The organism is uncultured Acidovorax sp. (assembly GCF_964021665.1).
In the GTDB taxonomy this organism is placed as follows: Bacteria; Pseudomonadota; Gammaproteobacteria; order Burkholderiales; family Burkholderiaceae_C; genus Acidovorax; species Acidovorax temperans.
Genome location: NZ_CAXIAK010000024.1, coordinates 1 through 23,707 on the forward strand (window position 1 = coordinate 1; position 23,707 = coordinate 23,707).

A 23,707-nucleotide genomic window follows, 5' to 3' on the forward strand; every position below is an offset into this window, starting at 1 on the left:
TTTTTCGCACGGCTCTCGCGACCCTCTCTGGCGCGCCCCCATTGAAGCAGTGGCTGCGCGCATCAAGGCAGACCACCCCCAGCGCCCGGTGGTTTGCGCCTATCTGGAACTGAGCGAACCTCCATTGGCGCAAGCGGTGGCAGGCCTGGTGGCGGCAGGCGCAACCCATGTCACCGTGGTGCCCATGTTCCTGGGCACCGGCAAGCACGCCCGAGAAGACCTGCCTGTGTTGGTGCAGCAACTGCGGGACAACCACCCTCAGGTGGCCATTCATGTGCAACCCGCTATTGGCGAAGATCCACGCATGACGGCCTTGATGGCCGACATTGCCTGCGAACGCCCCGCTGCCTGAAACGCAATACGGCAAGCGCCACAGGTTGCGCTCTTGGGCGAATCCGCGCCAGTTCTTTAGATGAATGAAGCATAATGATGCAAATCTTTAGCCTTCATCAGATATGAACCTGCATCAATTCCGCTTCGTGCAAGAAGCCGCCCGCCGCAATCTCAATCTGACCGAAGCTGCCAAGGCCCTGCACACCTCCCAGCCGGGCGTGTCCAAAGCCATCATCGAACTGGAAGAAGAGCTGGGCGTGGACATCTTTGCCCGCCACGGCAAGCGCCTCAAGCGCATCACCGAGCCCGGCCAGCATGTGCTGCAGAGCATCGAAATCATCATGCGCGAGGTGGGCAACCTCAAGCGCATCGGTGAGCAGTTCAGCGCCCAGGACAGCGGTACCCTGAGCATTGCCACCACCCACACCCAGGCCCGCTACGTGCTGCCCGTGCCCGTGGCCCGCCTGCGCGAGTCCTACCCCAAGGTCAATATCAGCCTGCACCAGGCCACACCGCACGAAGTAGCCCGCATGATCATTGACGAGGTGGCCGAGATCGGCATGGCCACCGAATCCCTGGCCGACTACCCCGAGCTCGTCACCCTGCCCTGCTATGAATGGCAGCACGTGCTGGTGGTCCCCAACGGCCACCCGCTGGCACAGAAAGAACGCATCGGCCTGGACGACCTGGCGCACGAGGCCCTCATCACCTACCACCCCTCCTTCACCGGGCGCGGCAAGATCGACCATGCCTTTGCCGCGCGCAAGCTCACGCCCCGCATCGTGCTTGAAGCGATTGACTCCGACGTGATCAAGACCTACGTGCGCCTGGGCCTGGGCATTGGCATCGTGGCCGAGATGGCCATGCGCGACGACCCGCTGGGCGACCTGGTGGTGCGCCCCGTGGGCCATCTGTTTGGGCAAAGCGTGGCCCGCGTGGCCTTCAAGCGCGGCGCGTACCTGCGCAATTTCGTCTATAAATTTGCCGAACTGCTCAGCGACCGCCTGAGCCGTGAACTGATCGCCCGGGCCATGACCGGCCATGTGAACGACTACGAATTCTGACCCGCCCCACCATGACCAACGCCACTTCTGCCGCACGCACGCCCGCCTTTCCCAGCAAGCTGCCCAACGTGGGCACCACCATCTTCACGGTGATGTCCGCCCTGGCCACCGAGCACAACGCCGTCAACCTGGGGCAAGGCTTTCCAGACTTTGAATGCGCCCCTGAACTGGTGGACGCCGTCACCCAGGCCATGAAGGCCGGTCACAACCAATACCCGCCCATGCCCGGCGTGCCCGCACTGCGCGAAGCCGTGGCACGCAAGATCGAGGCGTTGCACGGCCGCGCCTACCACCCCGGCACAGAAATCACCATCACCGCCGGGGCCACACAGGCCATCATCACCGCCATCCTTGCCATCGTGCACGCGGGTGACGAGGTAATCGTGCTCGACCCCTGCTACGACAGCTACGTGCCCAACATCGAGCTGGCAGGCGGCAAGGCCGTGCGCGTGCCCCTCACGCCCGGCACCTTCCGCCCCGACTTTGCCAAGATCAGCGCTGCCATCACGCCGCGCACCCGGGCCATCATCATCAACAGCCCGCACAACCCCAGCGCCACCATCTGGACGGCCGACGAGATGCGCCAGCTCGAAGCCCTGCTCGCGCCCACCGACATCCTACTGATCAGCGACGAGGTGTACGAACACATGGTGTTTGACGGTGCCGAACACCAAAGCGCCGCGCGTTTTGCCGGCCTGGCGGCACGCGCGTTCATCGTGTCCAGCTTTGGCAAGACCTTCCACGTCACAGGCTGGAAAGTGGGCACCGTGGCAGCGCCTGCAGCACTGACGGCCGAATTCCGCAAGGTGCACCAGTTCAACGTGTTCACCGTCAACACTCCCATGCAGCATGGCCTGGCCGCCTACCTGCAAGACCCTACGCCCTATCTGCAACTGCCCGCTTTCTACCAGGCCAAGCGCGACCTGTTCCGCCAGGGCCTGGAAGGCTCGCGCCTGAAGCTGCTGCCCAGCACCGGCAGCTACTTCCAGTGCGTGGACATTTCGGCCGTGAGCGACCTGAACGAATCAGATTTTTGCCAGTGGCTCACGCGTGAAGTGGGCGTGGCGGCCATTCCGCTGTCGGCCTTTTATGGCGACGGCTTTGACCAGCGCGTGGTGCGTTTTTGCTTTGCGAAGAAGGATGAAACCCTGCGCGCAGCGCTGGAGCGCCTGCGCAAGCTTTGAAGGCACTGCCAGGGCAATTTGATGCCTTTTAGTGCTCTGACGCTTATCCGACAAGCGCCACCAGCTACGTTTTTCATAGCAAATAGCCAGCAAGCAGGGTGAAGCCTGGGTCACGGGCCACCCGCCCGGGCCCGTTGGCTACAGCAGAACAATGTCGTACTGCTCTTGCCCCATGGCGCTTTCCGCCTGCAGGGAAATGGGTTTGCCGATGAAGTCCGACAGGCCCGCCAAGTGCTGGCTTTCTTCGTCCAGAAACAGCTCCACCACCCGCGGTGAGGCCACGACGCGGAACTCGCGCGGGTTGAACTGGCGGGCCTCGCGCAAGATTTCGCGCAGGATGTCGTAGCACACGCTGCGCGCCGTCTTCACGCTGCCCTTGCCCTGGCAGGCTTCGCAGGGTTCGCACAGCATGTGGGCCAGGGATTCGCGGGTGCGCTTGCGCGTCATCTCTACCAGGCCCAGTTGCGAGAAGGTGCCGGACGACATGGTCTTGACCCGGTCGCGCGCAAGCTGCTTCTTGAACTCGGACAGCACGGCCTGCTGGTGGTCGTCCCGCACCATGTCGATAAAGTCCACGATGATGATGCCGCCCAGATTGCGCAGGCGCAGCTGGCGGGCAATGGCCTGGGCGGCTTCCAGGTTGGTCTTGAAGATCGTGTCGTCAAAATTGCGCGCACCCACGTAGCCGCCGGTGTTCACGTCGATGGTGGTGAGCGCCTCGGTCTGGTCCACGATGAGGTAGCCGCCCGATTTCAGCTCCACCCGCCGCCCCAGCGCCTTGGCCACTTCTTCGTCAATCGAATACAGGTCAAAGATCGGGCGCTCGCCTTTGTAGTGCTGCAGCTTGCCCGCAGCCGCCGGCATGAACTCCTGCCCAAAGGCACGCAGCCGGTGAAACTGCTCCATCGAATCGAGCCGGATGGTCTGCGTATGGTCGCTCACCAGGTCGCGCAACACGCGCTGCAGCAAGTCCAGGTCCTGGTGCAGCAATGACCCTGCTGGCAGCTTGACGGACGCTTCCTTGATTCGGGCCCAGGTCTTGCGCAGGTAGGCAATGTCTTCAGCCAGCTCGGCATCGGTCGAGTCTTCTCCGTTGGTGCGCAAAATGAAGCCACCACCACCGCCTGTGGACTTGTCGCCCACCAGCGCCTGTAGCCGTGCCCGCAGCGCATCACGCTCGGCCGGGGGAATCTTCTGCGACACGCCCACATGATCGTCCTGGGGCAAAAACACCAGCAGGCGGCCTGCGATGCTGATCTGCGTGGACAGGCGCGCGCCCTTGGTGCCAATGGGGTCCTTGATGACCTGCACCATGAGCGACTGGCCTTCAAACACCTGTTTTTCAATGGGCAACTGCGGCTCGGTCTTGCGGGCGAAGGCGGGTGGCTCGCCATCAGGCTGGCGGTGCCACACATCGGCCACATGCAAAAACGCCGCACGCTCCAGCCCGATGTCGATGAACGCCGACTGCATGCCCGGCAGCACGCGCGAAACCTTGCCCAGGTACACGTTGCCCACCAGCCCACGCTCCAGCGTGCGCTCGATGTGCAGCTCTTGCACCGCCCCGTGTTCCACGACGGCCACGCGGGTTTCTTGGGGCGACCAGTTGATCAGAATGTCTTGTTGGATAGCGGCCATGGCAGATATGCGTTGAATCTCACACAGAGAAGCCGATGGCACGCAGCAACTGGGCTGTCTCGTACATCGGCAGGCCCATGATGCCCGAATAGCTGCCATGCAGCACCGGAATAAACGCGGCCGCGCGCCCCTGAATGCCGTACGCCCCCGCCTTGCCCATGGGCTCGCCAGTGGCCACATAGGCGGCGATCTGATCAGCCGTGAGCGGCGCAAATGTGACTTCTGACACCGAAAGCGCCTGCAGCCGCTGTGCACCTGCGCCATCACCCACCTGCACAGCCACCGCCGTCAGCACCCGGTGGGTTTGGCCCGCTAGCTCGGCCAGCATGCGCTGGGCGTGCGGGGCGTCGTCGGGCTTACCATAAATGGTGCTTCCGAGAGCGACCGTAGTGTCTGAGCACAGGATGGGCGCCATAGGCAGCCCGCGCCGAGCACACCGGGCCACAGCGGCGTCGAGCTTCAGGCCAGTGACACGCGCTACGTAGTCGTCCGGGCTTTCGCCGGGCAGCACAGCTTCGATGCCTTCGGCGTCTTCGGCCACATCCCCATCCACATTGGGCAGCAGCAGTTCGTTGCGCACGCCCAGCTGCTCCAGCAACTGGCGGCGGCGCGGGCTTTGGGAGGCAAGGTAGATGAAATCAGGCATGAAGGGATTTTGAAGAAAATCGGCTCCAGCGCTTATCCATCAAGCGCTAGCAGCTATCAATAGTAGAGCAAATGACGGGCCACCGCAGTGCATGGGCGAGTCACTCGCGGTGATAGGGGTGCCCTGCGTTCACCGACCAGGCTCGGTACAGCTGTTCAATCAGCAGCACGCGCACCATGGCATGGGGCAGTGTCAGGTCTGACAGGCGAATGCGCTCGTGCGCCGCCTGGCGAAAGGCCGGGTCCAGGCCATCAGGCCCGCCGATGACCAGGGCCACATCATCACCGCCCAGTTGCCAGCCTTTGAGCCGCTCTGCCAGGGCCTTGGTGGTGAGGTTGGTACCGCGCTCGTCCAGCGCGACCACGCGGGTGCCGCGGGGAATGGCGGCCTCGATGCGCTCACGCTCGGCGGCGTACAGCGTCTCCAGCGTCTTGGAGCCACGCGGCTCGGTCTTCACAGCCTTGAGCTCGACCTTGAGTTCTGGTGGAAAACGCTTGGCGTAGTCGTCGTAGGCAGTTTGCGCCCAATCGGGCACCCGCTGCCCCACGGCAACAATCAGCAGCTTCATGGGTCAACCTGAATGTGTGAGATGCCAACGCACTGCGCACCCACGCGGTGGGTACGCAGCGGCAGTGCCATCAGCCCTTGCGGGCCGGTGCCTTCTTGGCAGCGGGCTTGGCCGCAGCCTTGGGGGCTACTTTGGCAGCAGGCTTGGCAGCTGCGCGTGCAGGGGCCTTGACGGCAGGAGACTTCTTGGCTGCAGGCTTCTTGGCGCCGGCCGGCTTGACGACCACGGTCTTCACGGGCGTCTTGGCAGCTGCGGGCTTCTTGGCGGCGGCCGTGCCAGCGGTTTTGCTGGCAGGTTTGGCAGCGGTGGTTTTCGCAGCCGGTTTGGCCGCCGCAGTTTTTGCGGGTGCTGCTTTGGCAGCAGTCTTTGCCACAGCCTTCACCGTGGCCTTGCCAGAGCGGGCGGGTGCTGAAGGGGCAGCGGCCGCCTTTTTGGCCGGAGCCTTCTTGGCTGCAGTCTTCGCATCCGACTTGGCGGCCTTCTGGGCAGACTTTTTGTCAGCCAGATCGGCGGCAGCCGTCGAAGACGGCTTGGCGGCACCCAGCTTCAAGCGCACTGGCGTGTCACCCCACAGCTCTTCCAGGCGGTAGTACTGGCGAATGGCGGGCTGCATGATGTGCGCCACGGCCGAGCCGCAGTCCACAATGATCCACTCGCCGTTGTCTTCGCCTTCGATGCGCGGCTTGGGAAAGCCTGCTTCCTTGACGGCATCGCGCACGCTGGAAGCCAGCGCTTTGGTCTGGCGGTTGGAGGTGCCCGATGCCACGATCACCCGTTCAAACAGCGGCGACAGATGCTCGGTGTTGAAGACCTGGATGTCTTGCGCCTTCACGTCTTCCAGGCCATCAACGATGGCTCGCTGGAGTTTGGCAACGTCTTTTTTGGCCGCGGTTTCCGATTTGGTGGATGTGGTCATCAGGCAGTGAAATAGATAGGAATGGAATCAATATAGCGCGCAACGCGGCGCACAGCCAGAGGGGCTACGCCTTGGGTGTTGCGCACGGGCGCAGAGGCGTTTTACGGTGTTTTTGGCCTCTTGCGCTCATGAATCAAGCGCTGCCAGCTATTGAAATTATAGCTTTTGGGCCTTTGGGGGTGGCAAGGGCTGGCTGGCAACTGCCCCCAGCCCTTGTGTTTAGTGGTGTCGCGCGGCGTTCACAGCCACTCGCGCCGCACCAGAAACTGCTGCATCAGTGCGTCCTCGGGCGAGCCTGGCTCGGTAGAGCGCTGATACGACCAGGCCACCAGCGGCGGCATGGACAGCAGGATCGATTCGGTGCGCCCACCCGACTGCAGGCCGAAGTGCGTGCCCCGGTCCCACACCAGATTGAACTCGACATAGCGGCCCCGGCGGTAGAGCTGGAAGTCGCGTTCGCGTTCGCCGTAGGGCGTGGCCTGGCGGCGCTCAACGATGGGCAGGTATGCGCTCAAAAAGGCATCGCCCACCGATTGCATCATGGTCAGGCTTTGCTCAAAGCCCAGTTCTGAAAAATCGTCGAAGAACACACCACCCACGCCGCGCTGCTCGTTGCGGTGTTTCAGGAAGAAATATTCGTCGCACCATTGTTTGAAGCGCGGGTACTTGTCTTCGCCAAAGGGCGCCAGCGCATCGCGGCAAGTGCGGTGGAAATGCACTGCGTCTTCCTCAAAGCCGTAATACGGCGTGAGGTCCATGCCGCCCCCAAACCAGCAGGTAGGTACCTGACCAGGGTGCCCGGCGGCAATCATGCGCACGTTCATGTGCACCGTGGGCACATACGGGTTGCGCGGGTGGAACACCAGCGACACGCCCATGGCCTCAAACGGCGCGCCCGCCAATTCGGGCCGGTGCTGCGTGGCCGAAGGCGGCAGCTGTGGGCCACGCACATGGCTGAAGCCACAGCCCGCGCGCTCAAACACTCGGCCACCTTCCATGATTTTGGTGATGCCATCGCCCTGCAGCGGCTCGCCGGGCGGTTTGCTCCAGGCATCGGCCAGGAAGCGGGCACCGCCCTCGCCTTCCACAGCCTCCAGCGCGTCGGTGATACGGGCCTGCAGGCCTACCAGGTAGCCGCGCACGCGGGCCACGGTGTCTGCCGTGTTCAGAACTTGTGCTTCAGCCATCAGTTTTTGATGGCCCGGAAGCCAATGTCACGGCGGTACTGCGCACCTTCGAAGTGAATGCCGCGCGCCACGTCGTAAGCACGCTGCTGCGCTTGCTTGACGCTGTCGGCCAGCACGGTCACGCACAGCACACGGCCCCCCGTCACGCTGACCACGCCGTCTTTCAACTGCGTGCCGGCGTGGAACACCACCGCATCGTCCGCCTCGGCGGGCAAGCCGGTGATGGGGTCGCCCTTGCGGGGGCTTTCGGGGTAGCCGTCGGCGGCCATCACCACGCCCAGCGCGGTGCGGCGGTCCCACTGCACCTCGATCTGGTCGAGCTTGCCATCCACCGCCGCGCTCAGCACATCCACCAGGTCGCTCTTGAGGCGCATGAGGATGGGCTGCGTTTCGGGGTCGCCCATGCGGCAGTTGAATTCGAGCGTCTTGGGATGGCCCTTGGCGTCGATCATCAGGCCGGCGTACAGGAAGCCGGTGTAGGGAATACCGTCTTTTTCCATGCCGCGAATGGTGGGCAGGATGATCTCGCGCATGGCGCGAGCGTGCACATCGGCAGTGACCACGGGCGCGGGCGAATACGCGCCCATGCCGCCGGTGTTGGGGCCTTCGTCGCCATCCTTCAGGCGCTTGTGGTCCTGGCTGGTGGCCAGTGCGAGTACGTTCTTGCCGTCGCACAGCACGATGAAGCTGGCTTCTTCGCCTTCCAGGAACTGCTCGATCACCACGCGCGCACCACCTTCGTTGTGCGTCACGCCGTATTTGTTATCCACCAGCATGAAGTCCACGGCATCGTGGGCTTCCTGCAGCGTCATCGCCACGACCACACCCTTGCCAGCAGCCAGGCCATCGGCCTTGATGACGATGGGCGCGCCCAGGCGGTCAATGAAGGCGTGGGCTGCAGCGGGGTCGGTAAAGGTGTCGTAGTCGGCCGTGGGAATGCCGTGGCGGCGCATGAAGGCCTTGCTGAACGCCTTGGAGCTTTCCAGCTGCGCAGCAGCTTTGGTGGGGCCAAAGATACGCAGGCCGTTGGCGCGAAACTCGTCCACCACCCCTGCAGCCAGCGGGGCTTCAGGGCCGACCACCGTGAGGGAGATCTTCTCCGCCTGGGCCCAGACGCGCAGTTCACGCACGTCAGAAATGGCCACATTTTCGAGCTTGGGGTTGAGCGCCGTGCCGCCATTGCCTGGGGCCACGTACACCTTCGTCACCTTGGGCGACTGGCTCAGCTTCCAGGCCATTGCGTGTTCACGGCCGCCGCCACCAATCACGAGTACTTTCATAGGAACCTTTGGTGAGTCCTGCAGGCGCCTTGTGGATACGCCACCCAGGAACTCAGAGAAATATCAGTCGAAAAACCTGCTCGCGCAAGAAAAAAGGAGCCGGATCAGAGCGCCGCGTTGTGATAGACCTCCTGGGCGTCGTCCAGGTCTTCCAGCACATCCAGCAGCTTTTGCATCTTGGCGGCATCGTCGCCCGTCAGCTCAATCGTGTTCTCGGGCCGCATGGTCACGCCAGCCACTTCGGGCGTCAGGCCAGCAGCTTCCAGGGCGTTCTTCACGGCTTCAAATTCAGCCGGGCTGGTCAGTACCTCCACGGCACCGTCTTCATCGGTGATGACATCGTCTGCGCCCGCTTCCAGCGCCACTTCCATGACTTTGTCTTCGCTCGTGCCGGGGGCAAAAATCAGCTGGCCACAGTGCTTGAACTGGAACACCACCGAGCCTTCAGTACCCATGCTGCCGCCGTGCTTGCTGAACGCGTGGCGCACCTCGGCCACGGTGCGCACACGGTTGTCGGTCATGGTGTCGATGATGATGGCGGCGCCACCAATGCCGTAGCCTTCGTAGCGGATTTCTTCGTAGGTCAGGCCTTCGGCGTTGCCAGTGGCCTTGTCGATGTTGTATTTGATGCGGTCGGCGGGCATGTTGGCCGCCTTGGCCTTGTCCACCGCCAGGCGCAGGCGGGGGTTGGCAGACAGATCGCCGCCACCGGCGCGGGCTGCCACAGTGATTTCACGAATGATGCGGGTCCAGATCTTGCCGCGTTTTTCATCCTGGCGCCCTTTGCGGTGCTGGATATTCGCCCATTTACTGTGTCCTGCCACGAGAGATCCTTTGGTATTGATTTAATCTAGCCTGCTGATTTTACTTTTTGCCAGACCGTATCCCCGAGGAATCCCCAAATGGCCGAACCCATGCTGATCGCCAAACACGCCGCCACCGAATGCCACCTGTTGCCCGGCCTGGCCAACCGACACGGTCTCATCACCGGCGCCACGGGTACAGGCAAAACCGTGACCCTGCAGACCCTGGCAGAAAACTTCTCGCGCATCGGGGTGCCTGTGTTCATGGCCGACATCAAAGGCGACCTGACGGGCGCCAGCCAGCCCGGCAAGATCGGTGACAAGCTGGCAGGCGTGCTCAAAGAGCGCGGGCTCGACTTGCCCACGCCCCAAGCCTGCCCCACCACGCTGTGGGACGTGTTTGGCGAGCAAGGCCACCCCGTGCGCGCCACCATCTCGGACATGGGCCCGCTGCTGCTGGGGCGCATGCTCAATCTCAACGAGACCCAGCTGGGCGTGCTGAACCTGGTGTTCAAGATTGCCGACGACAACGGCCTGCTGCTGCTGGACCTGAAAGACCTGCGGGCCATGCTGCAGTACGTGGGCGACAACGCCAAGGATTTCACCACCGAGTACGGCAACATCAGCTCGGCCAGCGTGGGGGCGATCCAGCGCGGCCTGCTGCAAATCGAGCAGCAAGGCGGCGACAAGTTCTTTGGCGAGCCCATGCTCAACATCCAGGACTTCATGCAGACGGTGGACGGCCAAGGCGTCATCAACATTCTGGCGGCCGACAAGCTCATGAATTCGCCACGCCTGTACGCCACCTTTTTGCTGTGGATGCTGTCCGAGCTGTTCGAAACGCTGCCCGAAATTGGCGACCCTGAAAAACCCAAGCTGGTCTTCTTCTTCGACGAGGCCCACCTGCTGTTCAACGAGGCGCCCAAGGTGCTCATCGAGCGCATTGAACTGGTGGTGCGCCTGGTGCGCTCCAAGGGCTTGGGCGTGTATTTCGTCACGCAGAACCCGCTCGACATCCCCGACAGCGTGCTGGCCCAGCTGGGCAACCGCGTGCAGCACGCGCTGCGGGCCTTCACGCCGCGCGACCAGAAGGCCGTGAAGGCCACGGCCACCACCATGCGGCAAAAGCCGGGTCTGGACATCGAAACCGCCATCACCGAGCTGGCCGTGGGCGAAGCGCTGGTGAGCTTTCTGGACGCCAAGGGCCGCCCCAGCGTGACCGAGCGCGTGTTTGTGCTGCCCCCCGCCAGCCAGCTCGGGCCCATCACGCCCCAGCAGCGCCAGGCGCTCATCGCGCAATCGCTGGTGGCCGGGATCTACGAAAAAGTGGTGGACCGGGAATCGGCCTACGAAAAACTCAAAGGCCGCACCGCGGATGCAGCAGCGCAAGCCCCTGCCGCCACCGGTGCGGGCAAGACCGCAGCTGGAGACGATGCCAACGACGGCGGCGGACTGCTGGGCGGCCTGAACGACGTGCTGTTTGGCTCCACAGGCCCCCGCGGTGGCCGCCGTGATGGCCTGGCGCAAACGATGGCCAAGTCGGCCGTGCGCACCATGGGCACCACCCTGGGCAAAGAGATTTTGCGTGGCGTGCTGGGCAGCATCTTTGGGGGCAGCGGCAAGCGGCGCTGATTTCAAAAAAGCTGGCAACCAACCAAACCCGGGCGGTTGCCAGCGCAGGCACCGCCCGGTGTGCTTCTGTCGCCACAGTACGCTGCCAACAGATGCATGACTTCCATATGACATTCACCATTTCGTCATAAAACGGGCGTTGAATCGATCCCAACAAAAACAACAACAAAGGAGGATCGATGACAAAAACCGAAATCGCGCTGCTGCGCTGGGGCCAGCTGCCCATGTTTGCCGCCATCGTGGGCTGGATACTGGGCTTTGTCGGGGTGGCAGCGGGCCTGTGGCGCCCGCACTGGTACTGGGTCCTCTATTTCATCGCATCTGTGGCCATGACAGCGCTGTGCATCCAGCAAACCCGCGCGGCGCGTGAGCGCTACATCCGCGAAGCCCCCTTGCCCCGCTTCCTGCAACGCAAACTGCGCGAGGCCTACCCGCAGCTGAGCGCCAAGGATGGCGAGCTGGTCGAACGGGGCCTGCGGCAGTTCTTCCTTGCCTGCCTGCGCAGCCGCCAGTTCGTCGCCATGCCCTCACAGGCGGTGGATGTGCTGTGGCACGAGTTCATCCTGCACACGCAGGCCTACCAACGGTGGTGCACCCACGCGCTGGGCCGCTTTTTGCACCACACCCCGGCCGAAGCCCTGGGGCGCAAAGGCATGCACAACGACGGCCTGCGGCGCGCCTGGTTCTGGGCGTGCAAGGAGGAATCCATCGACCCCAAGGCCCCCAGCCGCCTGCCGCTGCTGTTTGCACTGGATGCCAAGTTCGCCATCCCCAACGGGTTCCACTACGTGCCCGACTGCCGATTGACGGGTGCGCAAAGCAGCGCGGCGGCCAACGCGAGCAGCGGCGGCTCCCCCTACTGCGGCACCGATTTTTCGGATGGCAGCTACAGCGGCAGCTCAGGCGACTTTGGCGGAGCCGACTGCTCGGACGGCAGTGGCGGTGATGGAGGCGGCGACGGCGGAGGCTGTGGCGGGGGCGGCGATTGAGCCGCACAAGGCAAGCCACGGCGGGCCACCTTGGCTGCACAGCGCCGAGATGCCAATGCTATTAAATCAATAGCTACCAGCGCTTTCCAATCAAGCGCTAGCGGCTGATTTCATTCAAAGTCGCCCAGGCGACGAACGCCGAAGCGCGGCCGCCCTAGAGTGTCAGGCCATGAACACCGACATCAACGCCCTCACCTGTTTCACCCTCAGCACCACCGCGCAGGTGGCCCATCTGGTTTTGAACAAGCCAGAAGCGCTGAATACCATGCACCCTACCTTCTGGCGTGAGCTGGACACGGTGCTGGCTCACCTGCATCAGACAGGTACGGCACGGGCGCTCGTCATCAGCAGCACAGGCAAGCATTTCAGCGCGGGCATGGCGCTCGAAACCTTTGGCGGCGCCATCACCATAGACGACCAAAGCCCCGAGGGCCGCGCCGCCATTTTTGACCTGCTGACCGACATGCAGGCCACCTTCACGCGGCTGGAAAACCTGCGCATTCCGGTCATCATGGCCATCCATGGCGGCTGCATCGGCGGCGCGGTGGACATGGTCACGGCGGGCTGCATCCGCTACGCCACGCAGGATGCGTTCTTCTGCATCCAGGAGATCAACATCGGCATGGTGGCCGACGTGGGCACGCTGCAGCGCCTGCCCAAGCTCATCCCGCTGGGCGTGGTCAAGGAGCTGGCCTACACCGGCCGCCGCCTGAGCGCCGCCAAGGCCCTGGACTATGGCCTGGTCAACGAGGTGTTCGACACGCAGGAGGCCATGCTGGCTGCCGCGCTGCAGTGCGCCAAAGAGATCGCGTCCAAACCCCCGGTGGCCATCTGGGGCACCAAGCAGGCCGTGAACTACGCGCGCGACCACAGCGTGGAAGACAGCCTGCGCCAGATGGGCTGGCTGCAGGGCGCCATCTGGAGCAACCAGCATGTGCGCGAATCTGTCACTGCCATGAAGCAAAAGCGCGCAGGTGACTTCCCCGCACTCACGCCGCTGCAACGCTTTGCAGATCTGGGCTGACGCAAAACAGCAGGCCACACAGAGACACTACGAGCGAAGCGGCCCCTGGGCCGCTTTTGCGTTGAGGCATGGCAGTGCCTATGATGCAAGGCATTTCCTGATTGATTGCGGAGCCTTTCATGAACCCAGCCGCCCTGCCTGCGCCCACCTTTGATGACCTGCGTGCGGCGGCGCAGCGGCTGCACGGCATTGCCCACCGCACGCCCGTGCTGCGTTCCACCAGCGCCGACGAGAGCACCGGGGCGCAAGTGTTTTTCAAGTGTGAGAACCTGCAGCGCACGGGGGCGTTCAAGTTCCGCGGCGCCTACAACACGCTGGCCCAGTTCACTCCTGAGCAGCGCGAACGTGGCGTGCTGGCCTTTTCTGCGGGCAACCACGCACAGGCCATTGCGCTTTCGGCCCGCCTGCTTGACATGCCCGCCGTGATCGTGATGCCGGAAGACGCCCCCGCGACCAAGATGGCTGCCACGCGCGAATATGGCGCGCAGGTGGTGACCTACAACCGCTACACCGAAGACCGCGAAGCCATCAGCCGCCGCCTGGCGCAAGAACGCGGCATGACGCTGGTGCCGCCGTTTGACCACCCGCACGTGATCGCGGGCCAGGGCACGGCCGCCATGGAACTGCTGGAAGAAGTACCGGGGCTGGACTACCTGTTCGTCTGCGTGGGCGGTGGCGGCCTGCTGGCGGGCAGCACGTTGGCCGCGCAGGTCATGGCGCCGGGGTGTCGGCTGGTGGGTGTGGAGCCTGAAGCAGGCAATGACGGCCAGCAGTCGTTCAAGGCCGGGCACATCGTGCAGATACCCACACCCCACACCATTGCCGACGGCGCGCAAACACAGGCGCTGGGCCAGCTCACCTTTCCCATCATTGCCGAAGGCGTGGAAGACATGGTGACTGCCACCGACGAACAACTGGTGCAGGCCCTGCGGTTTTTTGCAGAGCGCATGAAGATCGTGGTGGAGCCCACGGGTGCGCTGGCATTTGCCGGCGTACGCAATGGCAGTGTGGATGTGCGTGGCAAGCGGGTGGGCGTGCTCATCAGCGGTGGCAATGTGGACTTGCCGCGCTATGCACGCTTTCTTGCAGAGTGAAGACCCGCCTTTTGCACTGCGACTTTTACCGGTTGGTGGAAAATACCGATTGTTTTCCAAGTCATCTATTCGCTAATTCAGGTTTTTCATGAGCAACGTCACCGTCATCACCCACCCCCTCGTCCAGCACAAGCTCACGCTGATGCGCGAGAAGGACGCCAGCACCAACAGCTTCCGCCGCCTGCTGGGCGAGCTGTCCACGCTGATGGCTTACGAGGTGACGCGCGACATGCCGCTGCAGGACGTGCAGATCGAGACGCCGCTGGAGACCATGACCGGCAAGATGATCGACGGCAAGAAGCTGGTGCTGGTGTCCATCCTGCGCGCGGGCAATGGTTTTCTGGACGGCATGCTCAACGTGGTGCCCGGCGCCCGTGTGGGCCACATCGGCCTGTACCGCGACCCCAACACGCTGCAGCCGGTCGAGTACTACTTCAAGATGCCTTCCGAGATGGAAGAGCGCGACATCATCGTGGTGGATCCCATGCTGGCCACCGGCAATTCGGCTGCCGCCTGCGTAGACCGACTCAAGCAGCTCAAGCCCCGCTCCATCAAGTTCGTATGCCTGCTGGCTGCGCCTGAAGGCGTGGCCACGCTGCAAAAAGCGCACCCCGATGTGCCGATTTTCACTGCCGCCATCGACCGCGAACTCAACGACCACGGCTACATCCTGCCGGGCCTGGGTGACGCAGGCGACCGCATCTTCGGCACCAAGTAAGGCGAAAGCCCTGCGCCTGCGCCGCAGGCGTTGCGCGGGCAAATAAAAAACGCCGCAGGGTACAAAACCCTGCGGCGTTTTTTTGTGCCCCGGTTTTCAAGCCAGGGCGCTGATGCCTTTGCCCACTGTGCGGGCAAGCCGCACAGTGCCTTGGGCCATCAATACACGTCGTGCTGCGTGTTGTAGACGTTGAAGTGGCCCGTGGGGGTAATCAGGCGTGGATCCTTGATGACCTTCTTGAGCTTGAGGGTCTTGTCGTCCACCACCACGATCGCGCTTTCCTTGTTCTTGGCGGACCAGACAGAGAACCAGACCTCGTCACCAGCCTTGTTGTACTCAGGCTGCACCACGCGCTTGGCACCGTCGTCCTTCAGGTCAGCCCACTCAGCGATAGGAAGCGTCTTGTAGCCCTTGTCCAGGTTGTTGATGTCGTACACCACCACCGACTGCGAGATCTTTGGATCGGGGTTCAGAGGCGCATCAGACCACAGGTTCTTGGACTTGGGGTGGCTCTTGACGAACAGAGCACCGCCGCCAGGCCCCTTGAGCTTGGCCACTTCCTTGAAAGCGTACTGCTTGAACTTCTTGGGGTCGGTGCCGATCAGGGAGATCGTATCGTCGCCCAGGTGGCCGGTAGACCATACGGGACCGAACTGCGGATGGGTGAAGTTGGCGCCACGGCCGGGGTGGGGGATCTTGCCCACATCGGTCAGGCCAGCCAGCTTGCCGTCCTTGGTATCGATCGCAGCAATCTTGTTGCTGTTGTTGGCAGCCACCATGAAGTAGCGCTTGGAAGCATCCAGACCACCGTCATGCAGGAACGGAGCAGAACCGATTTCGGTGATCTTGAGGGCGTCCAGATTGGAGTAGTCCACCATCAAGGTCTTGCCGGTTTCCTTCACGTTCACGATGAATTCGGGCTTGTAGTGGGAACCCAGAATGGATGCCACGCGGGGCTCAGGATGGTATTCCGGCGTGCCCACGACCCTGCCGCGGGTGGAGACGATCTTCTTGGGCTCCAGCGTGTCGCCGTCCATGATGGTGAACTGGGGCGGCCAGTAAGCACCAGCGATCACCAGCTTGTCCTTGTAGCCCTTGGCCTTGGAGGTTTCCACCGAGCGGGCTTCCAGGCCGATGCGCACTTCTGCCACGCTGTCGGGTTTTGCCATCCACAGGTCGACCATGTTGATCTTGGCGTCGCGGCCAATCACGAACAGGTAGCGGCCCGAAGCCGACATGCGAGAGATGTGCACCGCATAGCCGGTCTTGATGATGCTGATGATTTCCTTGGTGTCGCCATCGATCAAAGCAATCTCACCCGTGTCACGCAGCGTGGTGGAGAAGATGTTCTCGATGTTGAAGTTGTTCATCTTCTTGGTCGGACGGTCCTTGGGCGCAACCGTTACCTTCCAGGTCTTCTTGGTGTCGTCCAGACTCCACTCGGGTGGCGTAGGCGCGTCGTGCTGGATGTAACGGGCCATCAGGTCCACCGTGGCTTCATCCATTTCACCAGAGGTCTGCCAGTTGGGCATGCCAGCGGGCGAACCGTAGGCAATGAACACCTTCAGGTAGTCGGTGCCCTTGGCCATGGTGATGTCAGGGGTCAGGGGCTTGCCGGTGGCGCCCTTGCGCAGCACACCGTGGCAGCCAGCGCAACGCTCGAAGTAGATCTGGCGAGCGCGATCGAACTCGGCCTGCGTCATCTTCGGCGCTTTGGGGTTCGTGCTTTGGTACATCGGTACATCGGCCAGAGGTGAAGAACCTGCCTGGTATTTCACCTCAGGGTCCGTAGCACCATCTTTGTGTTGTGCAGTGGCGGCCAGAGCCAGAGTGGACAGTGCCAGGGCCGCAAGGCGCGCCAGCTTTCGGGTTGTCATGGGGACTCCTTGTATGTCGCGGCCCAAGATGGCTCAATCTCCATCCCTCCAATAGGCCCGCCGTGGGCTGCGACGACTGGGGTTCGGCAGGCTCAGAGGCATTCTTTGTCAGCCAAACCGGCAGCGCTTTGATACCTATCAATGATTCATGTTAGATACCCATTTGGTTCAGGTGGCCCGATTCCGCGTGTCGTTTTCATCACCATGACATCAAGAGCTACACACGCCTTCGCAACCACAATGCAAGTGCATATCTCCCGCGCCCAGCACTGAAGCGCAGCACCTCTGCAGATCGCAAAAACAACGTATCCTGAGCAAAACCCGTCCTGCCCCTCTCATCCCATGCTTGACCTGCTCATCACCCATGCCACTCTGCCCGACGGGCGCCAGAACATGTCGATTGCCGTGCAAAACGGCCGCATCACCGAAGTGACCGAAGGCCTGCAAGCCCCAGCGCACGAAACGGTGGACGCAGGCGGCCTGCTGGTGAGCCCGCCGTTTGTGGACGCGCATTTCCACATGGATTCGACCCTGAGCTACGGCCAGCCGCGTGTGAATGAAAGCGGCACGCTGCTCGAGGGCATTGCGCTGTGGGGTGAGCTCAAACCCCAGCTCACGCACGACGACATCGTGCAGCGCGCATTGCAGTACTGCGACTGGGCCGTGGCGCGCGGGCTGCTGGCCATCCGCAGCCATGTGGACACCAGCGACCCCAGCCTGCTGCCGGTGCAGGCCCTGCTGGATGTGAAGCAGCGCGTGGCACCTTACCTGGACTTGCAGCTGGTGGCCTTTCCGCAAGACGGCGTGCTGCGCCGCCAGGGCGGGCTGGACAACCTGAAGCGGGCACTGGACATGGGCGTGGATGTGGTGGGCGGTATTCCGCACTTCGAACGCACCATGGCACAAGGCGCCGAGAGCGTAAAAATCCTCTGCGAACTGGCCGCGAAGCTGGCCAAGCGCGTGGACATACACTGCGACGAAAGCGACGACCCGCATTCACGCCATGCCGAAACCCTGGCCTTTGAAACCCAGCGCCTGGGCCTGCACGGCCGCGTCACGGGCTCGCACCTCACCTCCATGCACAGCATGGACAACTACTACGTGAGCAAACTCATCCCGTTGATGTGTGAGGCCGACCTGGGCGTGGTGGCCAACCCGCTCATCAACATCACCCTGCAAGGCCGCCACGACACCTACCCCAAGCGCCGCGGCATGACCCGCGTGCCCGAGCTGATGGCCGCAGGCCTGACGGTGGCTTATGGCCACGACTGCGTGCTCGACCCCTGGTACAGCGGCGGCAGCGGCGACATGCTGGAGGCCGCGCACATGGGCCTGCATGTGGGCCAGATGACCAGCCAGGCGGGCATGCGCCAGTGCTTTGATGCGGTGACCGTGAACCCTGCCCGCCTGCTGGGCTTGGAGGGCTACGGCCTGGCCCCCGGCTGCCACGCGGACTTTGTGCTGCTGCATGCGCGCAACCCGGCAGAAGCCATTCGCCTGCGGGCCGCGCGCTTGGGCGTATGGCGGCGCGGCAAGCGCGTAGCGAGCCAGCCCGCGCCCACGGCAGCTTTGAACCTGCCTGGGCGGCCCGGTAACGTGGACTTTATGTAAAAATCGGCTCCAGCGCTTATCCTGCAAGCGCAAGCAGCTACCAAATCAATAGCAACCTCAATAGCAATGGGCGCGCAAGATCAAGCCATCTGCGAGATAGTCTTGCGAAAGCGCGCCAGCGCCAGGGCAAACAGCACGGCGCCGATGGCCAACAGCCACACCAGCGACGACCACACCACCGACAACCCCGCGCCCCGGTACAGGATGGCCTGAGACAGCTCGGTGAAATGCGTGGTGGGGGCCAGAGACATCACGTACTGCACCCACAGCGGCATGCTCTCGCGCGGGGTCACGCCGCCTGAGAGCATTTCCAGCGGCATCATGGTCAGCACCATCAACAGGCCAAACTGCGGCATGCTGCGCGCCAGGGTGGCCATGTAGATGCCCATGGACGTGGTGGCAAACAGGTGCAGCACCGTGCCCAGCAAAAACAGCGGTATCGAGCCTTCAATCGGCACCCCAATCGCCCAGCGGATCACCACGGTGAGCGACACCCAGGTGGCCACCAGCACCACCAGCGCCATGGCCCACACTTTGGCCAGCATGATCTCGGCCGGGGTGACGGGCATGACGAGCAAGTGCTCCACGGTGCCGTGCTCGCGCTCGCGGATCAACGCCGCACCGGTGAGGATGATGGAGAGCATGGTGACGATGTTGATCAGCTCCATCACCGAGCCAAACCACGCAGGCGTCAAAGCCGGGTTGAACCGGGCGCGCACGGCCAGATCAATGGCAGGCGCAGGCACAGACCGGTAGCGCTGCACAAACTCGGCCACCTCCAGCTGAACGATCTGCTGCACCGCACCGTTGGATGTGAAGGCCTGCATCATGCGCGTGGCGTCCATGTTGAGCTGCACGCGCGGCACCTTGCCTGCCAGCACATCGCGCTGGAAGTTGGGCGGTATGTGCAGCACCAGCGTGTAGCGGCCGGCGTCCAGGCCAGGGTCCACATCCTGCGGGGCAATCAGGTCGGGCCCCACAAACTGCGGCGCAAAAAAGGCGGTGGCAATGCGCTGCGAGAGGGTGGACACATCCTCGTCCACGATGGCGATGGGCACGTGGTTCAGCGTCTCTGGCTGGGCCTTGCCTGCACTGTAGACCGCCAGCGTGGTGGTGTAGACGATGAGGACCAGCATCATCGGGTCGCGCCACAGGCTCCACAGCTCTTTGATGCCCAGACGGAAGATGGTGGCGCAGCGCGCCCACAGCGTGGCCGTGCGGCTGCGGGCGTGTGAAGGTGCAGACGAAGGGCTTACGGGCATGTCAGCTCTCCTGTTTGCGTAGCAGCGCGATCGCGGTGCCGATGATGACCGGGGCCGAGATGCCCAGCGCCCAGAACTCGGGCTGCAGATCGTGCAGCGACAGCGCCTTGCTGAACACGCCCCTGCTGATGGTGAACATGTGGCTGGCGGGGTAGACCTCTCCAATCCACCGGGCCACGCCCACCAGCGACGACACAGGGTTGATGAGCCCGGCAAACTGCACCGCCGGGATCAGTGTGCCCACCATGGCAAAGAACATGGCCGCAATCTGGCTGCGCGTGACGGTAGACGCCAGCAGCCCCATGCCCGTGGAGCACAGACTGAACAACAGCGCCGCCCCCGTCAGCGTGGCAAAGCTGCCCGTGATGGGCGTGCCAAACACTGTGACGGCCGCCAGCGCCATGAGCCCAAAGTTGAGCATGGCCAGCGCCACATAGGGCAGTTGCTTGCCCAGCATGAATTCGGTGCGCGTGGTGGGCGTGACGTACAGGTTGATGATGGAGCCCATTTCCTTCTCACGCACCACCGCCAAGGCAGTGAGCATGGCGGGCAGCATGAGCAGCAGCAGCGGGATGACCGCAGGCACCATGGCGGGCAGGCTGCGCACATCGGGGTTGTAGCGGTAGCGGGTTTCTACCTCCAGCAAGGCCGTGGGGGCCACGCCGGTGCGGCTGCGCACCGCATCGACCAGCCACTGTTGGTGCATGCCCTGCACGTAGCCCAGCACGGTCTGTGCGCGCTGGGGCATGGCGCCGTCCACCCAGGCGGCAATCTGCACGGCTTTGCCCCGCTCTACATCCCGGCCAAAGCCAGGCGGGATCTCGATGGCCAGCGACAGCTCGCCCGAGCGCATGCGCCGGTCCAGCTCGGCGTATTCGACCAGCGGTGGGCGCTCTACAAAATAGCGCGAACCCGACAGGTTGAGCGCATAGGCGCGGCTGGTGGCCGTCTGGTCGCGGTCCAGCACGGCAAAGCGCAGGCTCTCCACATCCATGCTGATGCCGTAGCCCATCACAAACATCAGCAGCAGCGAGCCCAGCAGGGCCAGGGCGCTGCGCACCGGGTCACGCCGCAGCTCCAGAGCCTCGCGCCACTGCGTGCTGTGGATGCGCACCAGGCTGTGGCGCAAGCGGGTGGCCCAGCCAGCACGGGCGGGCGTAGCGTGCAACACGGGCGTTGCTGCCGCGGCTGCTGGCGTTGGCACATCAGCCCCCTGCTCTGCCGGGCTTGGGCTGCCTGCTGCCTCTTGCAGGTAGCCAATGAAGGCTTCTTCCAGCGTGGCCGCACCGCGCTGGGTCACGATGTCTGCCGGTGCTGCACTGGTCAGCACCCGGCCTGCGTGCATGAGCGAGATGCGGTCGCAGCGCTCGGCCTCGTTCATGAAGTGGGTGGAGATGAAGATGGTGACCTTGTCGCGCCGGGCCAGCTCCACCATCAGCCGCCAGAAGTTGTCGCGCGCAATCGGGTCCACGCCCGAGGTGGGCTCGTCCAGGATCAGCAGCTCGGGCTGGTGCACCATGGCCACGGCCAGCGACAGGCGCTGGCGCATGCCCAGCGGCAACTGCATGGGCAGCGTGCTGCGTGCGGCCTTCAGGTCAAAGCGATCCAGCATGGTCTGCACGCGCTGGGGCACCTCGGCCTCGGGCACATGAAACAGCCGGGCGTGCAGCACCAGGTTTTGCTCTACCGACAACTCGCTGTACAGCGAGAACGCCTGCGACATATAGCCCACGCGGCGGCGCGTGGCCATGTCTTTCGGGTCCACCGGCTGGCCAAACAGCCAAGCCTTGCCGTCGGTTGCGGGCAGCAAGCCGGTGAGCATCTTCATGGTGGTGGACTTGCCGCACCCGTTGCTACCAAGGAATCCAAAAATCTCGCCGCGCTGGATGCGAAAACTCACATGGTCCACCGCCACAAAGTCGCCAAACTGCATGGTCAGGCCCTGCGCTTCGATGGCGATCTCTGCCGCTGCGTCAGCCTGCAGGGGCGTGATGACCACCGGCTGGTGACCGCGCCGTTTGGCCTCGGGCAGCAGGGCGACAAAAGCGGCTTCCAGGCTGGCGTGGCCGGTGCGCTGCATCAGCTCGGCAGGCGTGCCCGTGGCGAGGATGCGGCCTTCGTCCATGGCCACCAGCCAGTCAAAGCGCTGGGCTTCTTCCATGTAGGCCGTGGCGACCAGCACGCTCATGCCGGGGCGGCTGGCGCGGATGCGGGCGATCAAGTCCCAGAACTGGGCGCGGGCCAGCGGGTCCACGCCCGTGGTGGGCTCGTCCAGGATGAGCAGATCCGGGTCGTGGATGAGCGCGCAGCACAGGGCCAGCTTTTGCTTCATGCCGCCCGAGAGCTTGCCCGCAGGCCGCGCCAAAAATGGGTACAGCCCGGTGCTGCGGGTCAGGTCGTCAATGCGGCGGCGGCGCTCGGCTGCGTCGTGGCCGAACAGGCGGCCAAAAAACTGCAGGTTTTCTTCCACCGACAGCGTGGGGTACAGGTTCTTGCCCAGGCCCTGCGGCATATAGGCAATGCGCGGGCACACCTCGTCGCGGTGGCGGCCATCGGCCATGTCACCGCCCAGCACCAGCACCTGCCCTTGCTGCACGGCGCGGGCCCCGGCCACCAGCGCCATCAGGCTCGATTTGCCCACCCCGTCTGGCCCGATCAGGCCGACCATGCGGGCCGCAGGCACTTGCAGATCGATGTCTTCCAGCGCCACCGTGGCGCCGTAGCGCTGGCTGACGCCACGCAGGGTGACGACGGGAGCAGTCACTGCGCGGCCTTGGGAGCTGCGGTTTGCAGGCTGTCCTTCACCGCGAGCTGCTGGGGCCAAGTGGCGTTCGGATCAATGCGCAGCCACGCCACGCCGGGCAGGCCGGTCTTGACCTGTTCGCGGTGGCGCACAAGCAACTCCTTGGGGATTTGCGCACGCACGCGGAACATGAGCTTTTGCCGTTCGCTGGCGGTCTCCACCGTCTTGGGGGTGAACTGCGCCGTGCTGGCAACGAACGAGACGCTGGCAGGGATCACGAAATTTGGTGCGGCGTCGAGCACGATGCGCACTTCGCTGCCCAGCGCAACGCGTCCTGCCACAGTTTCTGGCAAAAAGAAGGTCATGTACACATCGGTCAAATCGGCCAGCTGCAGCACGCGGGCGCCTGCGCCCACCACCTCGCCGGGCTGCACCACGCGGAACTGCACGCGACCATCGCGCGGGGCCTTGAGTTCACTGTCGGCCAACTCCACGTCGATGCGGGCCAGCGTGGCCTGCAGCGCGCGCACATTGGCCTCGGCACTGGTCACCTGGGTGCGGGCGGCACTGATGCCCGCCTGCGCGGCCTTGGCCTGCGACTGGGCTGCTGTCAGGGCGGCTTGCAGGCTGCGCACCTTGGCACGGTCGTCATCGAGCAATTGGGTGGAAAAGAAACCGTCGCGCGCAAGTTGTTCAGAGCGCGGCAGACGCCGCTTGGCGGTGTCGAGGTCACTGTCGCGCTGCGCCACCACCGCCAGGGCCGACTGGTAATCGCTCTCGCGCTGGGCCACCTGCACCTGGGCACTGCTCACAGCCAGCTGGGCCTGCTGCAGGCGGGCCATGGCCTCGTCGCGCTGGGCCTGCAGGCTGTCGATCTGCATGCGGGCCACGGGCTGGCCAGCTGTCACAAAGTCGCCCTCGCCCACGAGGATGTCGAGCACCCTGCCCGCTTGCTTGGTGGCGACGGCCACCTCCGTGGCTTCAATGCGGCCGTTGCCGCTGACAAATCCCTCGCCGGGCCCCTGGGTCTTCCAGGGCGCCCAATACACCAGCCCTGCAGCCAGTACCGCCAGCAGCACCACTGCGGCAGCAAAGGTCTTGAGCTTCTTGTTCATGCTTCCTCCTTGTGGCCTTCACC

Annotated in this window: 20 protein-coding genes; 9 read left to right on the forward strand and 11 right to left on the reverse strand. The window is 63.8% G+C overall.

All coding sequences use genetic code 11. The annotated features are described in order from the left end of the window. The 3 genes from AADJ04_RS07355 to AADJ04_RS07365 form a co-directional block, all read left to right on the forward strand. Positions 1–352 (forward strand): CbiX/SirB N-terminal domain-containing protein (locus tag AADJ04_RS07355; protein ID WP_341239216.1); only part of this gene is annotated, 352 nt, incomplete at its 5' end. A gap of 103 nt (positions 353–455) precedes the next feature. Further along, complete coding sequence (locus AADJ04_RS07360; RefSeq protein ID WP_067512837.1) at positions 456–1,397, forward strand: CysB family HTH-type transcriptional regulator; 942 nt, start codon at positions 456–458, stop codon at positions 1,395–1,397. An 11-nt stretch (positions 1,398–1,408) separates the two neighbouring features. Continuing rightward, positions 1,409–2,581 (forward strand): pyridoxal phosphate-dependent aminotransferase, encoded by a 1,173-nt coding sequence (locus tag AADJ04_RS07365; RefSeq protein ID WP_142084149.1) that lies wholly within the window; start codon positions 1,409–1,411, stop codon positions 2,579–2,581. A 138-nt stretch (positions 2,582–2,719) separates the two neighbouring features. On the opposite strand, the gene rng is transcribed toward AADJ04_RS07365, so the two are convergent. The 7 genes from rng to AADJ04_RS07400 all read right to left on the reverse strand — a co-directional run bounded on the left by rng (position 2,720) and on the right by AADJ04_RS07400 (position 9,640). Continuing rightward, positions 2,720–4,210, reverse strand: coding sequence for a ribonuclease G (gene rng / locus AADJ04_RS07370; protein WP_341239237.1), 1,491 nt, complete (start codon positions 4,208–4,210; stop codon positions 2,720–2,722). Between the two features lie 28 nt (positions 4,211–4,238). After that, complete coding sequence (locus AADJ04_RS07375; protein ID WP_341239217.1) at positions 4,239–4,865, reverse strand: Maf family protein; 627 nt, start codon at positions 4,863–4,865, stop codon at positions 4,239–4,241. A gap of 100 nt (positions 4,866–4,965) precedes the next feature. Next, positions 4,966–5,433 (reverse strand): 23S rRNA (pseudouridine(1915)-N(3))-methyltransferase RlmH, encoded by a 468-nt coding sequence (rlmH, locus tag AADJ04_RS07380; protein ID WP_007858784.1) that lies wholly within the window; start codon positions 5,431–5,433, stop codon positions 4,966–4,968. 70 nt (positions 5,434–5,503) lie between these two features. Further along, entirely contained in the window at positions 5,504–6,349 is an 846-nt protein-coding gene (gene rsfS, locus AADJ04_RS07385; RefSeq protein ID WP_341239218.1) for a ribosome silencing factor, read from the reverse strand. A gap of 239 nt (positions 6,350–6,588) precedes the next feature. After that, the gene (gene hemF, locus AADJ04_RS07390; RefSeq protein WP_341239219.1) at positions 6,589–7,536 is read right to left on the reverse strand and encodes an oxygen-dependent coproporphyrinogen oxidase; all 948 of its coding nucleotides are present in this window, start codon (positions 7,534–7,536) and stop codon (positions 6,589–6,591) included. Then, entirely contained in the window at positions 7,536–8,816 is a 1,281-nt protein-coding gene (gene purD, locus AADJ04_RS07395) for a phosphoribosylamine--glycine ligase (RefSeq protein ID WP_341239220.1), read from the reverse strand. The genes hemF and purD overlap by 1 nt, the downstream gene beginning before the upstream one ends. A 104-nt stretch (positions 8,817–8,920) precedes the next feature. Next, positions 8,921–9,640, reverse strand: coding sequence for a YebC/PmpR family DNA-binding transcriptional regulator (locus tag AADJ04_RS07400; RefSeq protein WP_066690248.1), 720 nt, complete (start codon positions 9,638–9,640; stop codon positions 8,921–8,923). 78 nt (positions 9,641–9,718) lie between these two features. Between AADJ04_RS07400 and AADJ04_RS07405 the strand changes: the two genes are divergently transcribed. The 5 genes from AADJ04_RS07405 (at position 9,719) to upp (ending at position 15,076) form a co-directional block, all read left to right on the forward strand. Further along, positions 9,719–11,251 carry a helicase HerA-like domain-containing protein gene (locus AADJ04_RS07405; RefSeq protein ID WP_341239221.1) on the forward strand — a complete coding sequence of 511 codons (1,533 nt, stop codon included), beginning with the start codon at positions 9,719–9,721 and terminating at the stop codon, positions 11,249–11,251. Between the two features lie 179 nt (positions 11,252–11,430). Then, positions 11,431–12,240, forward strand: coding sequence for a hypothetical protein (locus tag AADJ04_RS07410; RefSeq protein WP_341239222.1), 810 nt, complete (start codon positions 11,431–11,433; stop codon positions 12,238–12,240). Between the two features lie 169 nt (positions 12,241–12,409). Then, complete coding sequence (locus tag AADJ04_RS07415) at positions 12,410–13,264, forward strand: enoyl-CoA hydratase-related protein (RefSeq protein ID WP_341239223.1); 855 nt, start codon at positions 12,410–12,412, stop codon at positions 13,262–13,264. Positions 13,265–13,383: 119 nt separating this feature from the next. Then, the gene (locus AADJ04_RS07420; RefSeq protein ID WP_341239224.1) at positions 13,384–14,358 is read left to right on the forward strand and encodes a threo-3-hydroxy-L-aspartate ammonia-lyase; all 975 of its coding nucleotides are present in this window, start codon (positions 13,384–13,386) and stop codon (positions 14,356–14,358) included. Positions 14,359–14,446: 88 nt separating this feature from the next. Further along, positions 14,447–15,076 (forward strand): uracil phosphoribosyltransferase, encoded by a 630-nt coding sequence (upp, locus tag AADJ04_RS07425; RefSeq protein WP_066694515.1) that lies wholly within the window; start codon positions 14,447–14,449, stop codon positions 15,074–15,076. Positions 15,077–15,234: 158 nt separating this feature from the next. Here upp and AADJ04_RS07430 read toward each other — a convergent pair whose 3' ends face one another. Beyond that, positions 15,235–16,953: a cytochrome D1 domain-containing protein gene (locus AADJ04_RS07430; protein WP_341239225.1), complete on the reverse strand. Its 1,719-nt coding sequence runs from the start codon at positions 16,951–16,953 to the stop codon at positions 15,235–15,237. Between the two features lie 342 nt (positions 16,954–17,295). On the opposite strand from AADJ04_RS07430, the gene AADJ04_RS07435 reads away from it, so the two are divergent. Further along, positions 17,296–18,564, forward strand: coding sequence for an amidohydrolase family protein (locus AADJ04_RS07435; RefSeq protein WP_341239226.1), 1,269 nt, complete (start codon positions 17,296–17,298; stop codon positions 18,562–18,564). 80 nt (positions 18,565–18,644) lie between these two features. Here the strand turns inward: AADJ04_RS07435 and AADJ04_RS07440 are convergent, their stop codons facing one another. The 3 genes from AADJ04_RS07440 to AADJ04_RS07450 are packed head-to-tail and all read right to left on the reverse strand — an operon-like array spanning position 18,645 to position 23,684. Continuing rightward, positions 18,645–19,826, reverse strand: a complete 1,182-nt coding sequence (locus AADJ04_RS07440; RefSeq protein ID WP_198845674.1) for an ABC transporter permease — start codon at positions 19,824–19,826, stop codon at positions 18,645–18,647. A 1-nt stretch (position 19,827) separates the two neighbouring features. Beyond that, positions 19,828–22,590, reverse strand: coding sequence for a ribosome-associated ATPase/putative transporter RbbA (rbbA, locus tag AADJ04_RS07445; RefSeq protein WP_341239227.1), 2,763 nt, complete (start codon positions 22,588–22,590; stop codon positions 19,828–19,830). Beyond that, positions 22,587–23,684 carry an HlyD family efflux transporter periplasmic adaptor subunit gene (locus AADJ04_RS07450; protein ID WP_066694503.1) on the reverse strand — a complete coding sequence of 366 codons (1,098 nt, stop codon included), beginning with the start codon at positions 23,682–23,684 and terminating at the stop codon, positions 22,587–22,589. Before AADJ04_RS07450 ends, rbbA begins: the two co-directional genes overlap by 4 nt. Between the last annotated feature and the right edge of the window lie 23 nt (positions 23,685–23,707).

Coding starts and splice junctions, on each gene's coding strand:
- AADJ04_RS07360 (WP_067512837.1), top strand. CDS start 456: ATGAACCTGCATCAATTCCGCTTCGTGCAAGAAGCCGCCCGCCGCAAT.
- AADJ04_RS07365 (WP_142084149.1), top strand. CDS start 1,409: ATGACCAACGCCACTTCTGCCGCACGCACGCCCGCCTTTCCCAGCAAG.
- AADJ04_RS07375 (WP_341239217.1), bottom strand. CDS start 4,865: ATGCCTGATTTCATCTACCTTGCCTCCCAAAGCCCGCGCCGCCGCCAG.
- rlmH (WP_007858784.1), bottom strand. CDS start 5,433: ATGAAGCTGCTGATTGTTGCCGTGGGGCAGCGGGTGCCCGATTGGGCG.
- rsfS (WP_341239218.1), bottom strand. CDS start 6,349: ATGACCACATCCACCAAATCGGAAACCGCGGCCAAAAAAGACGTTGCC.
- hemF (WP_341239219.1), bottom strand. CDS start 7,536: ATGGCTGAAGCACAAGTTCTGAACACGGCAGACACCGTGGCCCGCGTG.
- purD (WP_341239220.1), bottom strand. CDS start 8,816: ATGAAAGTACTCGTGATTGGTGGCGGCGGCCGTGAACACGCAATGGCC.
- AADJ04_RS07405 (WP_341239221.1), top strand. CDS start 9,719: ATGGCCGAACCCATGCTGATCGCCAAACACGCCGCCACCGAATGCCAC.
- AADJ04_RS07410 (WP_341239222.1), top strand. CDS start 11,431: ATGACAAAAACCGAAATCGCGCTGCTGCGCTGGGGCCAGCTGCCCATG.
- AADJ04_RS07415 (WP_341239223.1), top strand. CDS start 12,410: ATGAACACCGACATCAACGCCCTCACCTGTTTCACCCTCAGCACCACC.
- AADJ04_RS07420 (WP_341239224.1), top strand. CDS start 13,384: ATGAACCCAGCCGCCCTGCCTGCGCCCACCTTTGATGACCTGCGTGCG.
- upp (WP_066694515.1), top strand. CDS start 14,447: ATGAGCAACGTCACCGTCATCACCCACCCCCTCGTCCAGCACAAGCTC.
- AADJ04_RS07430 (WP_341239225.1), bottom strand. CDS start 16,953: ATGACAACCCGAAAGCTGGCGCGCCTTGCGGCCCTGGCACTGTCCACT.
- AADJ04_RS07435 (WP_341239226.1), top strand. CDS start 17,296: ATGCTTGACCTGCTCATCACCCATGCCACTCTGCCCGACGGGCGCCAG.
- AADJ04_RS07440 (WP_198845674.1), bottom strand. CDS start 19,826: ATGCCCGTAAGCCCTTCGTCTGCACCTTCACACGCCCGCAGCCGCACG.
- AADJ04_RS07450 (WP_066694503.1), bottom strand. CDS start 23,684: ATGAACAAGAAGCTCAAGACCTTTGCTGCCGCAGTGGTGCTGCTGGCG.